The sequence below is a fragment of the Rathayibacter sp. AY1F6 genome, from assembly GCF_002932035.1.
Lineage (GTDB): Bacteria > Actinomycetota > Actinomycetes > Actinomycetales > Microbacteriaceae > Rathayibacter.
In genome coordinates, this window is record NZ_PSVD01000001.1 from 224536 (window position 1) to 237716 (window position 13181).

A 13181-nucleotide genomic window follows, 5' to 3' on the forward strand; every position below is an offset into this window, starting at 1 on the left:
AGGCCGCGGAAGCGGCGGCGGCCCCGGACCGGGGCGGGGGGCGGCGCGCCGAGCGCCTCCTGGGCGCTCGCGAGCGGACGGTCGGCCGTCGCGGTCACAGGAGGTCCTCCGTTCCACTGCGCTTCACGTAGAAGCCGACGATGACCAGGATCACGGCCATCAGCACGATCGAGAGCGCGGCTGCCGCCGGGTAGTTCTCGAGCGTGAGGAAGTTCGCCTCGATCGCGTTGCCCACCATCGAGGTCTGCGACGAGCCGAGGAAGTCCCGGCTCGCGTTGATGTAGTCGCCCGCCGCCGGGATGAACGTCAGCAGCGTGCCGGAGACGATGCCCGGCATCGACAGGGGGACGGTCACGCTCCAGAACACGGAGGCGGGGTGCGCGTAGAGATCCGACCCTGCCTCCAGGAAGCGCACGTCGAGGCGCTCGAGCGTCGTGTACAGCGGCAGCGTCATGAACGGGATGAAGTTGTAGGTGATGCCGAAGATCACGGCGATCGGCGTCCCCGTGAGGTGGCCGTCGCTCGGCAGGACCGCCACGGCCTTGAGCGCCTGCACGAGCGGGCTCTCGTCCGCGAGGATCTGCTTCCACGCCAGCGTCCGGAGCAGGAAGCTGATGAAGAAGGGCGCGATCACCAGCGTCAGGAGCAGGTTCTGCAGCAGCGGCCAGGGCCGCGCCTTCACTCCGATGAAGTAGGCCAGCGGGTAGCTGATCACCAGCGCGAGCACCGTCGCGATCAGCGCGTAGCCGAAGGAGCGGAGCACGTGCGGCCAGTAGTCGCCCATCACCACGAGGTAGTTCTGCCAGGCGAAGCCGGGGGCGTACTCGCCGATGTCCCCGTCCGGCACCTCGGCCTGGAAGGACGTGAGCACGAGCGAGATGAGCGGCGCCAGGAAGAACAGCAGCATGTAGGCGATGCCCGGCAGCAGCAGGACCAGCGCGATCGTCGACCGCCGGCGGACCGGAGCGTCCTGAGGATCCGCCTGCCCCGTGGCGAAGGCGGCGAAGGCCATGCCTATGCTCCCCCGCTGCGACCGGCCAGGAGCCCCCGGCGCTGCACGGCGATGGCGCTGGTGGAGTCGTCCGCCTCGAAGCGCGGGACCGAGCCCGGTTCGTCCGCGAGTCCGAAGCCGTGCTCGGTGCTGAAGCCGACCCACACCTCCGCTCCCTCGCCGACGACCGGCCCGAAGACCATGTTCTGCGCGAAGACGACCACCGAGCCCAGGCCCGGCATCCGGATCGTGTACTGGGTGCTGACCCCGCTGAAGGAGACGTCGACCACGCGACCGGGCCCGAGCACGTTCCGGCCGGAGTCCGCCGGCGGCTCCTGCGTCAGCAGCAGGAGCTTCTCGGGGCGGACGCCGACCGTGATCTCCCCGCTCGTGCGGGCGCAGCGGGCGACGGGCACGACGATCCGGTGCCCGCCCGCGTCGACGGTGAGTGCGCGGTCGGTGCTGCCGACCACCTCGCCCGTGAAGAGGTTGGACTGGCCGAGGAAGTTCGCGACGAACGCGGTGCGCGGGAGCTCGTAGAGCTCCTCCGGCGCGCCCATCTGCTCGATCCTGCCCTTGTTCATCACCGCGACGGTGTCGGCCATCGTCATGGCCTCCTCCTGGTCGTGCGTGACGTGGAGGAAGGTGAGGCCCACCTCCTCCTGGATCGACTTGAGCTCCAGCTGCATCTGTCGGCGGAGCTTGAGGTCGAGGGCGCCGAGCGGCTCGTCGAGGAGGAGCAGGGCGGGCCGGTTGACGAGGGCGCGCGCGAGGGCGACCCGCTGCTGCTGACCACCGGAGAGCTGCGCGGGGCGGCGCTGGGCGAGGTGGTCGAGCTCGACCAGGCGGAGCGCCTCGTGCGCCTTGCCGACGGGGTCGGCGATCCTCCGCCGCTTCAGGCCGAAGGCGACGTTCTCGAGGATCGACATGTGCGGGAACAGCGCGTACGACTGGAACACGGTGTTGACGGGCCGCTGGTACGTCTTCGTCTCGGTGACGTCCCGCCCGCCGATGAGGATCCGGCCGGCGGAGGGCTCCTCGAGCCCGGCGACCAGGCGCAGCGTCGTCGTCTTGCCGCAGCCCGAGGGGCCCAGCAGGGCGAAGAAGGAGCCCGCCGGGATGGTGAGGTCCAGGGAGTCGATGGCCGTGAAGCCCGGGTACTGCTTGCTGATCCCGACCAGCTGGAGGTCGGCGCCGCTCTCGGCGAAGGTCCCGATCGCCATCAGATGCCCAGGAGCACCTTCTGGAACTCGGCCTGGTACTCCTTCTCCTCTGCGGCGGTCAGGGTCCGGAACACGTGCGCCTGCGCGAGCGTGTCCTCGTCGGGGAAGATCAGCTGGTTCTCGGCCAGCTCCGGATCGATGCTCTCCATGACGTCCTTCGCTCCATCCACGGGGGTGATGTAGTTGACCCAGGCGGCCACCTCGGCGGCGACCTCGGGCTCGTAGTAGTAGTTCATCAGGGCCTCGGCGTTGGCCTTGCGCTCGGAGCCCATCGGGACCACGAAGGTGTCGTTCCAGAGCGCGCCGCCCGAGTCGGGGAAGGCGAACTCCCACTTGTCGCCGGCCTCGGCGTTGATCAGGGTGATGTCGCCGGACCAGCAGATCGCCGCGAGGGTGTCCTCGTTCTGCAGGTCGTTGAGGTACGCGTTCCCCTTGATGTTGCGGATCTGTCCGGCGTCGACCTGCTCGCGGAAGACGTCGATCGCGTTCATGTACTCGTCGTCGCCCCAGGAGCCGGCGATGTCCGTCCCCTGAGCGAGCATGATGAGCCCGATCGTGTCGCGCATCTCGCTCAGCACGCCGACGCGGCCGCGGAGCGACGGATCCCACAGCTCCTCGATGCTCGAGAGGCCCTTCGGCAGCTTCTCCTTGTTCCAGCAGATGCCCGAGAACCCCGCCTGGTACGGGAGGGAGAGCCGGCGGCCCGGATCGAAGTCGGGGTTCGCCAGCGAGGGGGTGAGGTTGGCGAAGTTCGGGATGTTCGCGTGGTCGAGCTCCTGCACGTAGCCGCGGCGGACCAGGCGCGAGACCATCCACTCCGTCAGGCAGACCGTGTCGGCGCCGATGTACTGCCCGAGCGCGAGCTGGTCCTTCACCTTGCCGTAGTACGAGTTGTTGTCGTCGACGGCGACGTTGTAGGTCACCGCGATGCCCGTCTGCTCCTCGAAGCCCTGGAGCGTGGGGTGGTTCCCGTCGTCGTCCTCGTCCATGTAGGCGGGCCAGTTGTCCCACACCAGGCGCGGGTCGCCGGCCGATCCGTCGGCGGCGGCGGTCGGAGCGGCACGGGTCTGCGGGGCGCAGGCGGCCAGGGCGAGGGCACCCGCTCCGAGGCCGATCCCGCCGAGGACCGCCCGACGCGAGAGGACCGCCCGGCGCTCGCGCTCGTGCGAGCGTGCCGCGGCGACGGCCCGGCGGAGGACGGGATCCCTCGGGAGGGGACGGGTCATGGCGGGGGCTCCTGACTGCGTCGGGGCTCGTGCCTCGGGGGCCGAACGTGGGGAAATACTGGCACAGCGCTCATCCGCCTGTCACGGCGAACGGAGGAGAACGCTCATCCGGAAACATGATCGTCACGAATTCCGCACCCGGAGGCCGTGTCGACCGCCGATTCGGTCCCCGGAGGCCGTGCCGTCAGCGGGTGAGGGGCGGGCGTCCCGAGCCGCCGGCGGACCCGTCGACGCGCTCGACCGCCATCTCGACCGAGGAGAGCAGGATCCGGCTGCCGAGCTTCGCGCGGTAGCGGCGGCCGGCCTCGAGCGGGAGCGGCGCCTGGGTCGGTGCGACCAGCACGGACCCGTTGGCCGACCAGCGGTCCCTGACCCAGAGCCCGCCCTCGTCGAAGCCGAACTCGAGGTGGGTCTTGGAGAGGGATCGCGACGGATCCGGGATCGCGAGGATGTGCCGGAACGTCTCGTTGGGGTCCGGGAGCGGCTGACGTCCGATCAGGCCGTTGCCGGTCACGATCGCGTGCTGCCCGGTCGCGAAGCTGAGGCGCACGAGCCCCTGCGAGGGCGGCGCCATCGGAGCGCCGGGGGCGGGACGCCGATGCCGGCCGGGGGCCAGGCCCGGCAGCCAGGCACGGCGGGACGGATCGAGGACCGTCGTGTCGCCGGAGGACGAGGGGCGGGACGCACCCGTCGTGGCATGCGCCGCCACCGACGAACCGCACTCGCCGCAGAGGATCGCCCCGGGAGCGAGGTTGGAGCCACACGTGCTGCAGATCACCGAGAACGCCCTTCCGCTCACCATCGTACCCAGCGCCGGCGCGGGGAGCCTCGAGCCGGCCGAACCCGACGCGAACCGGCAGGCGCAGGACCGTCGTACGGCCGTTCGGCGCGTGCGGGCGGTCCGGCGGCACCGCGACCGCGGCCGTCCCGTGCCGGAGCGCTGCTCGTCAGACCGGCGCGCCGGCCTCCTCGTCGCCGGTGACCGCGAGGACGTCGACGACGATCACGGTGACGTTGTCGCGCCCGCCGTTGTCCAGCGCGGCGTCGACCAGGGCGTCGGCCGCCTCCTGAGCGGAGCCGGTGCCGCTGAGCAGGTGGCCGACGCCGGCATCGGTCAGCTCCTTCGTGAGTCCGTCCGAGCAGATCAGCAGACGCGATCCGGCGAGGACGGGCACGAGCCGGTAGTCGGGGACGGGCGCCTCGTGGAAGCCGACCGCGCGGGTGATCACGTTGCTGTGCGGATGCACGTCGGCCTCGTCGCGGGAGATCAGGCCCGCGTCGACCAGCTCCTGGACGATGGAGTGGTCCACGGTGAGCTGCACGAGGGTCCCGGCGACGCTCAGGTACACGCGCGAGTCGCCGATGTTGAAGACGGACCAGTAGGGCTCTCCCCCGACCACCGTGAGCGCGATCCCGGTGACCGTGGTCCCGGTGCCGACATCGGCCGTGTGCGACTGCCGGGCGATGTCCCCGACCGCCTCTCGAAGCGCCCGGTCGATCTCCTCCGCTCCGACGGTCGCGCCGAGCGCCGCGGTGGACAGGCGCGACACGACCGCGTCGCTGGCGACCTCTCCTGCCGCGTGCCCGCCCATCCCGTCGGCGACAGCGAAGAGCGGGCTCTTGGCGAGGTAGCTGTCCTCGTTCGCGCTGCGCACGTGGCCGGTCTCGGTGCGCGCGGCCCAGCCGAGGGTGACTTCGGCCGAGGGTGCGTCGGAGCTCCAGGCGGAGACGGGGACGGTGACGGACGCGCGGCTGCGGCCGATCTGCGTCATCGCTGCTCCTCGCATCCCCGTGGCCCGCGGCCGTCCGGTCCGACGGCCCGTGACCGCCGGCGCCAGGGGTGCCCGGCCGCCTCCCGATGGTAGTCGCTGACGGCCCTCCGCCGAGCCGGCCGCCATCGCTGTCGCCCGATGTCCGTCGCGCAGACGGGTCGACGCTCCGACCACCGGATCCGATGCCGGATCGAGCTCCGACGTGCGGATCCACTTGCCCGGGCATCCGTGGACTGCCAGAATCGCCGCATGGCCCCGTCTCGCCCGCCCTCTCAGCGTCCTGTCCAGCTCGACGAGGTGTCGAAGGCGATCATCGAGCAGCTGCAGGCCGACGGTCGGCGCTCGTACGCCGAGATCGGCAAGGCCGTGGGCCTGAGCGAGGCGGCCGTCCGGCAGCGGGTGCAGAAGCTCACCGAGTCGGGCGTCATGCAGATCGTCGCGGTGACGGATCCGATGCAGCTCGGCTTCTACCGCCAGGCGATGATCGGTGTACGCGTCACCGGCGACACCCGCGACGTCGCGGACCGGCTCGCCTCCATCCCCGCCGTCGACTACGTCGTGCTGACGGCCGGCTCCTTCGACATCCTCGCCGAGGTCGTGTGCGAGAACGACGACGATCTGATCGCCCTGCTCAACCAGGAGATCCGGTCGCTTCCCGGCGTGCTCTCGACCGAGACCTTCGTCTATCTGAAGCTCCACAAGCAGTTCTACAACTGGGGAACGCGGTAAAAGATGACCACCGAGACAGCCTTCTCGACCTCCGGCCTCGAGTCGGGCGATCCCGTCCGCGGGACCGACGCGCCTGGGGGGACCGACGACGCCTCCCTGCAGAAGAAGGCGAAGGACCACCTCTGGATGCACTTCACCCGTCAGTCGACGATGGACTCGGGCGCGGGCGTGCCGATCATCACGCGCGGCGAGGGACACCACATCTGGGACAGCACCGGGCGCAAGTACTTCGACGGCCTGTCCGGCCTCTTCGTCGTCAATGCGGGACACGGGCGGCGCCGACTGGCGGAGGCCGCGGCGAAGCAGGCGTCCGAGCTCTCCTTCTTCCCGCTCTGGTCCTACGCGACCCCCTCGGCGATCGAGCTGGCCGACCGGCTCGCCGACCACGCGCCGGGCGACCTGAACCGGGTCTTCTTCTCGACCGGCGGCGGCGAGGCGGTGGAGACGGCGTTCAAGCTCGCCAAGCACTACTGGAAGCTGCAGGGCAAGCCGGGCAAGCACAAGGTCGTCTCGCGCTCGGTCGCGTATCACGGCACTCCCCAGGGAGCGCTCGCGATCACGGGCATCCCCGGGATGAAGTCGATGTTCGAACCGCTGGTGCCGGGCGGCTTCCGTGTCCCCAACACCAACTTCTACCGGGCTCCCGAGCACGGCGACGACCTGGAGGCGTTCGGCCTGTGGGCGGCGAACCGCATCGAGGAGATGATCGAGTTCGAGGGGCCGGACACGGTGGCCGCCGTGTTCCTGGAACCCGTGCAGAACTCGGGCGGCTGCTTCCCGCCCCCTCCCGGGTACTTCCAGAGGGTCCGCGAGATCTGCGACAAGCACGACGTGCTGCTGGTGTCCGATGAGGTGATCTGCGCGTTCGGCCGCATCGGGCACATGTTCGCCTGCGACGAGTACGGCTACGTGCCGGACATGATCACCTGCGCGAAGGGGATGACCAGCGGCTACTCCCCCATCGGCGCGACGATCGTCAGCGATCGGATCTACGAGCCCTTCCGCCACGGTCAGGTCGTCTTCCCGCACGGCTACACCTTCGGCGGCCACCCCGTCTCGGCCGCGGTCGCGCTCGAGAACCTCGACATCTTCGAGGAGGAGGGCCTGAACGAGCGCGTGCGAGAGAACTCGCCCGTCTTCCGGTCCACGCTCGAGAAGCTGCTCGACCTGCCGATCGTCGGCGACGTCCGGGGCGACGGCTACTTCTTCGGCATCGAGCTGGTGAAGGACAAGGCGACGAAGGAGACGTTCGACGAGCACGAGTCGGAGCGGCTGCTGCGCGGATTCCTCTCGAAGGGGCTCTTCGACGCGGGGCTGTACTGCCGAGCGGACGACCGAGGCGATCCCGTCGTGCAGCTCGCACCGCCGCTCACCATCGGCCCGCGCGAGTTCGACGAGATCGAGCAGATCCTCCGGAGCGTTCTCACCGAGGCCTGGTCGCGGCTCTAGCGACCTCACGCGGCGCGCTCCCGCCGATCGGCGGCGAGTGCGGCCGCGACCCGGCGCGCACCTGCGTGGTGCGGATCGAGAGCGACGGCCTCGTCGGCGAGCCGTCCGGCCTCGTCGGCACGGCCCTCACCGGCCAGGATCCGCGCGAGGAGGACGAGCACTCCGGCTCGCTCGCTCGCGGGTGCGACGACGGCGGCACGGCGGAGCAGCGGGGCGAGCGCTCCCGCCGCGCCGGGGTCACCGCTCCGCGCCGACCGCAACACGCGGTCCGCACCGCGGCTGCGCTGCACGGCCACGACGAGCGCAGCCAGGCCCGCAGGCCGGACCTCGGGATCGGGACCGGTGAGAGCTCGCCGGACGAGGTCGTCGACGCCGTGCAACAGCACGTCGGGCAGTTCGGCCCGCGGGTGGCGGTCGAGGAGACGGTCGACCGCGGCGGCCACCGCTCGCGGGTCGTCCCGGTCGCCGGCCTCGAGCCCGTCGTCGCGGCCGGACGACGGGAGCACGGCGACGCGGAGGGCGAGGCCGGGGAGCCGGCGCGCACGCTCCTCGAGGGCGGCGACGAGTCCCTCGCACGACTCCGGACCCGCCTCGCCGGGATGCACCAGCGCGAGTGCTCGCTGCACCCGCCCGAACCGGCCGAGCGCACCGAGGCTGGCCCGCGCGATCAGGGACGGATCCGCCCCCGACAGCTCGAAGCGGAGCGAGCCGCTCAGCGCGCCGGCCCGGAACGGGACGAGCACGAGGCTCGCCTCGGCCGCACCCCGCCGGGACCCGTGAGCGGCGTGGAACAGGGCGGCGTCGTCGGGTGAGGCCGGGACACGCGAAGCGGGAGCGGGGTGGAGGAAGATCGCTGAGGAGGTCATGCTGCGATCCTGCCGACCCTCGCACCCGCCGGGAGCGACGGCCCTCGGGATCATCGGAAGGATCTCGAGATCGCCGCCTGTGGAGGGAGAGGTCCCATCGACACCGAATCGCCGGCGCACGGATGGCGCCCTCCGGCCCCCAGGAATCCCTCCACAGGGACCGATCGGCCGAGTTCTGCACCGGTGTCCGATTCCCGCCGGTCGGTGGGGAGTCCCGCGGATACTCTCGACGCATGAGAACGACTCCCCTTCACGTCCGACGGACGACGAGCCCCCTCGGCCGCATCGAAGTGGGCAGCGACGGCGATGCGATCGTCTCGCTCGCCATCGAGCAGGCCGGTCTGCTCCCGCACGAGCACCTCCCGGAGTCGGACCTCCCGGTGCTCCTGCGGGCCGTCGAGCAGCTGGACGAGTACTTCGACGGGACCCGCCGCTCTTTCGATCTGCCGGTCGCTCTGCGCGGCACGCCCTTCCAGCTCGAGATCTGGCAGCGGCTCCAGGCTCTGGGCTTCGGGGAGATCACCTCCTACGGCGCACTGGGCACGGCCGCCGGTCGCCCCCGGGCGGGCCGGCCGATCGGCGGAGCGGTAGGTGCGAACCCGGTGCCGATCATCGTGGGCTGCCACCGCGTCCTCGCGAGCGACGGACGGATCACCGGCTTCAGCGCGGGCGAGGGCGTCGCCACGAAAGCCTGGCTTCTCGATCACGAGGGGATCCCCCACCGATGAGCACGGCCGACGGACTCGTCGAGGGAGAGGACGGCCTGGTCCGCTGCGCCTGGAGCGGCGCGGATCCGGAGTACCGCCGCTACCACGACGAGGAATGGGGCACCCCGCTGCACGGAGATCGCCCGCTGTTCGAGAAGATCTCCCTCGAGGCGTTCCAGTCCGGCCTCTCCTGGATCACGATCCTCCGCAAGCGGCCGAGGTTCCGCGAGGCCTTCGACGGCTTCGATCCGGCCCGCGTCGCCCGGTACGACGACACCGATGTCGAGCGGCTGATGGAGGACAGCGGCATCATCCGGAACCGCGCGAAGATCATCGCCACCCGGGACAACGCCCGGGCCGTGCTCGCGCTCCTGGAGCAGAGAGGCGAGGGCGCGCTCGACGAGCTCGTGTGGTCCTTCCACGATCCGGACGTCGAGGACCGGGTGGTCCGAGCCGCCGACGTCCCTGCGACGACGCCCGGGTCGACGGCGCTCGCGCGAGCGCTGAAGGCCGCTGGGCTCCGCTTCGTCGGACCGACCACCGCGTACGCGCTGATGCAGTCGGCCGGAGTCGTCGACGACCACCTCACCGGCTGCTGGCGCCGACGCTGACGCCTACGACTCCGGCACGACGAGGTCGAGCTCTCCCGTGTGCCGGTTCTCGGCGAGCAGGAACCCGCGCCCGGCCGCCCACGCCGAGAGCTCGCCGAGCGACTCCGTCGCCACCCGGTCCTCCGCCAGCGCCCTGACGAAGCGTCCCTTGCCCTGCTTGTTGAAGTGGTTCAGCGACCGGAGGACGCCGTCGTCCCCGCGCGAGCGGACGCGGACGAAGAACCGCCCCTCGCCCGCAGGGACCGGTCCGAGCGCCGCGTACGCCTCGCTCCGCAGATCGAGGACGAGCCCGCCGAGCGCGCTCAGCACCCGCCCGGACTCCGCCGCCCACCACCGCTTGAGCGGTCTGCCCGGCACACGGGAGTCGTGGGACAGACGGTATGCAGGGATCAGGTCGAGGGCGCGGATCGGCCCCCAGAGCGCGGACTGCACGATCGCCGTCCGACCGAGCACCTCCCGTGCACCGGGATCGAGGCTGCGCGCGTCGAGCGCATCGAAGAGCACCCCGTCGAAGCGGTCGACCGCGGGGAGACCTGTCGCGGTCGCGAGCCCCGCGTTGCGATCGATCTCGCCGAACTGACGCGGACCGAGCTTCAGCGCCCGGGCAGAGAGCTCGGGGTCCCCGGCCAGCGCGATCAGCGCCTCCGCCAGCTCGCGCCGCTTCGCGTGGAGCTCGGGGAAGGCGAGCGACTCGAGCACGAACGGCTCGTCGCCGCCGTCGCGCTTCGTCTCGGACGGTGGCAGCAGGACGTGCACAGGACTCCTTCGGAGAAGAGGGACGGGCGGAACGACGAAGGGGCCGGACGATCGCGATGATCGTCCGGCCCCTCCGTGCCGCGGTGAGCGGCGGTGTACTAGACCAGCGATGCCTGACGGGCGACCACGGTCACCACGTCGTTCTCGACGGACAGGAAGCCGTCGTCGGCCTGCGCGGTGAGACGCGTGCCGTCCAGGGCCGTGACGCGCACCTCGCCGGTGGCGAGGATCGCGAGCATCGGCTCGTGGCCGGCGAGGATGCCGATCTCGCCCTCGACCGTGCGAGCCGTGAGCTGCTTCGCCTCTCCGGACCACACCTCGGCGTTCGCGGACACGACGCTGACCTTCAGGGTCCCGGCCATGATCAGCCGTTCTCCTTCTGGATCTGGGTCCACTTCTCCTCGACGTCCGAGATCGAGCCGACGTTGAAGAACGCCTGCTCGGCCACGTGGTCGAACTCGCCCTTGGTGATCGCGTCGAACGACTCGATCGTGTCCTTCAGCGGGACGGTCGATCCCTCGACACCGGTGAACTTCTTCGCCATGTAGGTGTTCTGCGAGAGGAACTGCTGGATCCGGCGCGCACGCGACACCGTGATCTTGTCCTCCTCCGACAGCTCGTCGACACCGAGGATCGCGATGATCTCCTGCAGCTCCTTGTTCTTCTGCAGGATCTGCTTCACGTTCGTCGCCACGCGGTAGTGGTCGGCGCCCAGGTAGCGGGGGTCGAGGATGCGCGAGGTGGACGTGAGCGGGTCGACGGCCGGGTAGAGGCCCTTCGACGCGATCTCACGGGAGAGCTCGGTGGTCGCGTCGAGGTGGGCGAAGGTGGTCGCCGGCGCCGGGTCGGTGTAGTCGTCGGCGGGGACGTAGATCGCCTGCAGCGAGGTGATCGAGTGTCCGCGCGTCGAGGTGATGCGCTCCTGGAGCACACCCATCTCGTCGGCGAGGTTCGGCTGGTAGCCCACCGCGGAGGGCATGCGGCCCAGGAGGGTCGACACCTCCGAGCCGGCCTGCGTGAAGCGGAAGATGTTGTCGATGAAGAGCAGCACGTCCTGCTTCTGCACATCGCGGAAGTACTCCGCCATGGTCAGTGCCGACAGGGCGACGCGCAGACGCGTTCCCGGCGGCTCGTCCATCTGGCCGAAGACGAGCGCGGTCTTGTCGAAGACGCCCGCCTCCTCCATCTCGGCGATGAGGTCGTTGCCCTCACGGGTGCGCTCGCCGACGCCGGCGAACACGGACACTCCACCGTGGTCCTGCGCGACGCGCTGGATCATCTCCTGGATGAGGACGGTCTTGCCGACGCCCGCGCCGCCGAACAGGCCGATCTTGCCGCCCTGCACGTACGGAGTGAGCAGGTCGATGACCTTGATGCCGGTCTCGAACAGCTCGGTCTTGGACTCGAGCTGGTCGAACTGCGGGGGCTTGCGGTGGATCGGCCAGCGCTCGGTGATCTCGAACGACTCTCCGTTGATCTTCCCGTCGGCGTCGGCGTTGAGCACCTCGCCGATCACGTTGAAGACCTTGCCCTTGGTCACGTCGCCGACCGGGACCGAGATCGGCAGGCCGGTGTCGTAAACCTCCTGACCGCGGACGAGTCCGTCGGTGGGGTTCAGGGAGATGGCCCGGACGAGGTCGTCGCCCAGGTGCTGCGCGACCTCGAAGGTCAGCTTGCTCGAGACGCCCTCGACCTCGACGTGCGTGTAGAGCGCGTTGTAGACCTCGGGGATCGCGTCGTGGGGGAACTCGATGTCAACGACGGGGCCGGTGACGCGGGCGATGCGGCCGATGGCCCCGCCCGACGTCCCGGTCGCCGCCTCAGGTGCGGTCAGTGTCATTGCTACTTCCTTCTGTGGTCTCACCGCTCCCGGAGGGCGGAGTCGAAACTGTGTGGAGCGGAGCCCTCTTACTTGGAGGAGGACAGGGCGTCGGCGCCGCCGACGATCTCGGCGATCTGCTGCGTGATCTCGGTCTGGCGGGCGTTGTTGGCGAGACGGGTGTAGGTCTTGATCAGCGTGTCCGCGTTGTCGCTCGCCGACTTCATGGCCTTCTGGCGTGCCGCGTGCTCCGAGGCTGCCGACTGCAGCATCGCGTTGAAGATGCGGCTCTCGACGTACACGGGCAGGAGGCGGTCGAGGACCGTCTCGGGGTCGGGCTCGAACTCGTAGAGCGGGTACAGCTCGCTGTTCTGCTCCTCTGCGCCCTCGACGACCTCGAGCGGCAGCAGCCGGACGACGGTCGGCTGCTGGGTGACCATGCTGACGAAGCGGTTGTAGACGAGGTGGATCTCGTCCACGCCGCCCTCCTCGTCATCGAGGTTGTACGACTCGACGACCGCGTCCGCGATCTCCTTCGCCGTCTCGAACACGGGCTGGTCGGTGCCGCCCGTCCAGACGCGGACGCTGGCCCGCTTCCGGAACGAGAAGTACGCGTTCGCCTTGCGGCCGACCAGGTAGAAGACGACCTCCTTGCCCTCGCTGCGCAGCAGCGCGGCCAGCTCCTCGGCCTCCTTGAGCACGCTCGAGGAGAACGCGCCGGCGAGGCCGCGGTCGGAGGTGAAGATCACGATCGCGGCCGTGTCCAGCTTCTCGCGCTCGGTCGTGAGCGGGTGCTCCACGTTCGAGTAGGTGGCGACAGCGGACACGGCGCGCGTGATCGCGTTCGAGTACGGCGCCGCGGCAGCGACGCGGTTCTGCGCCTTCTGGATGCGCGAGGCCGAGATCAGCTCCATGGCCCGAGTGATCTTCTTGGTCGTCTGGGCCGAGCGGATCTTCGACCGGTAGACCCGGAGTTGCGCTCCCATGTGTCTCCTGTTGTCCTAAAAGTGGCGAATCGACGGGGTGCCGCTG

14 protein-coding genes are annotated in these 13181 nt (G+C 70.3%); 4 read left to right on the top strand and 10 right to left on the bottom strand.

What is annotated here, in order from left to right; genetic code table 11:
* Positions 1 to 94: 94 nt before the first annotated feature.
* From C5C44_RS01045 to C5C44_RS01065, 5 genes are all read right to left on the bottom strand, one after another.
* The gene (locus C5C44_RS01045; RefSeq protein ID WP_104223037.1) at positions 95 to 1012 is read right to left on the bottom strand and encodes an ABC transporter permease; all 918 of its coding nucleotides are present in this window, start codon (positions 1010 to 1012) and stop codon (positions 95 to 97) included.
* 2 nt (positions 1013 to 1014) lie between these two features.
* Positions 1015 to 2214 (bottom strand): ABC transporter ATP-binding protein, encoded by a 1200-nt coding sequence (locus tag C5C44_RS01050; protein WP_104335094.1) that lies wholly within the window; start codon positions 2212 to 2214, stop codon positions 1015 to 1017.
* Complete coding sequence (locus C5C44_RS01055; RefSeq protein ID WP_104335095.1) at positions 2214 to 3440, bottom strand: PotD/PotF family extracellular solute-binding protein; 1227 nt, start codon at positions 3438 to 3440, stop codon at positions 2214 to 2216. The genes C5C44_RS01050 and C5C44_RS01055 overlap by 1 nt, the downstream gene beginning before the upstream one ends.
* Positions 3441 to 3624: 184 nt before the next feature.
* A complete protein-coding gene (locus C5C44_RS01060; RefSeq protein WP_104223034.1) occupies positions 3625 to 4149 on the bottom strand; it encodes a hypothetical protein in 525 nt (174 codons plus the stop codon).
* 238 nt (positions 4150 to 4387) lie between these two features.
* Positions 4388 to 5212, bottom strand: a complete 825-nt coding sequence (locus C5C44_RS01065; protein ID WP_104225583.1) for a PP2C family serine/threonine-protein phosphatase — start codon at positions 5210 to 5212, stop codon at positions 4388 to 4390.
* Positions 5213 to 5461: 249 nt separating this feature from the next.
* On the opposite strand from C5C44_RS01065, the gene C5C44_RS01070 reads away from it, so the two are divergent.
* Both C5C44_RS01070 and C5C44_RS01075 read left to right on the top strand, forming a co-directional pair.
* Positions 5462 to 5941, top strand: coding sequence for an Lrp/AsnC family transcriptional regulator (locus C5C44_RS01070; protein WP_104223032.1), 480 nt, complete (start codon positions 5462 to 5464; stop codon positions 5939 to 5941).
* Between the two features lie 3 nt (positions 5942 to 5944).
* Positions 5945 to 7390 carry an aspartate aminotransferase family protein gene (locus C5C44_RS01075; RefSeq protein ID WP_104335096.1) on the top strand — a complete coding sequence of 482 codons (1446 nt, stop codon included), beginning with the start codon at positions 5945 to 5947 and terminating at the stop codon, positions 7388 to 7390.
* A 5-nt stretch (positions 7391 to 7395) separates the two neighbouring features.
* Here the strand turns inward: C5C44_RS01075 and C5C44_RS01080 are convergent, their stop codons facing one another.
* Positions 7396 to 8256: a hypothetical protein gene (locus C5C44_RS01080; protein WP_104335097.1), complete on the bottom strand. Its 861-nt coding sequence runs from the start codon at positions 8254 to 8256 to the stop codon at positions 7396 to 7398.
* Positions 8257 to 8489: 233 nt separating this feature from the next.
* Between C5C44_RS01080 and C5C44_RS01085 the strand changes: the two genes are divergently transcribed.
* On the top strand, positions 8490 to 8984 hold the full coding sequence (locus tag C5C44_RS01085) for a methylated-DNA--[protein]-cysteine S-methyltransferase (protein WP_104223029.1): 495 nt from the start codon (positions 8490 to 8492) through the stop codon (positions 8982 to 8984).
* Positions 8981 to 9574, top strand: coding sequence for a DNA-3-methyladenine glycosylase I (locus C5C44_RS01090; protein ID WP_104260210.1), 594 nt, complete (start codon positions 8981 to 8983; stop codon positions 9572 to 9574). Before C5C44_RS01085 ends, C5C44_RS01090 begins: the two co-directional genes overlap by 4 nt.
* A gap of 3 nt (positions 9575 to 9577) precedes the next feature.
* Here C5C44_RS01090 and C5C44_RS01095 read toward each other — a convergent pair whose 3' ends face one another.
* The 4 genes from C5C44_RS01095 to C5C44_RS01110 all read right to left on the bottom strand — a co-directional run bounded on the left by C5C44_RS01095 (position 9578) and on the right by C5C44_RS01110 (position 13135).
* Complete coding sequence (locus C5C44_RS01095; protein WP_104335098.1) at positions 9578 to 10330, bottom strand: YaaA family protein; 753 nt, start codon at positions 10328 to 10330, stop codon at positions 9578 to 9580.
* 98 nt (positions 10331 to 10428) lie between these two features.
* On the bottom strand, positions 10429 to 10692 hold the full coding sequence (locus C5C44_RS01100) for a F0F1 ATP synthase subunit epsilon (RefSeq protein ID WP_104223026.1): 264 nt from the start codon (positions 10690 to 10692) through the stop codon (positions 10429 to 10431).
* 2 nt (positions 10693 to 10694) lie between these two features.
* Positions 10695 to 12170 carry a F0F1 ATP synthase subunit beta gene (atpD, locus tag C5C44_RS01105; protein WP_104335099.1) on the bottom strand — a complete coding sequence of 492 codons (1476 nt, stop codon included), beginning with the start codon at positions 12168 to 12170 and terminating at the stop codon, positions 10695 to 10697.
* 68 nt (positions 12171 to 12238) lie between these two features.
* Positions 12239 to 13135: a F0F1 ATP synthase subunit gamma gene (locus C5C44_RS01110; protein ID WP_104223024.1), complete on the bottom strand. Its 897-nt coding sequence runs from the start codon at positions 13133 to 13135 to the stop codon at positions 12239 to 12241.
* Between the last annotated feature and the right edge of the window lie 46 nt (positions 13136 to 13181).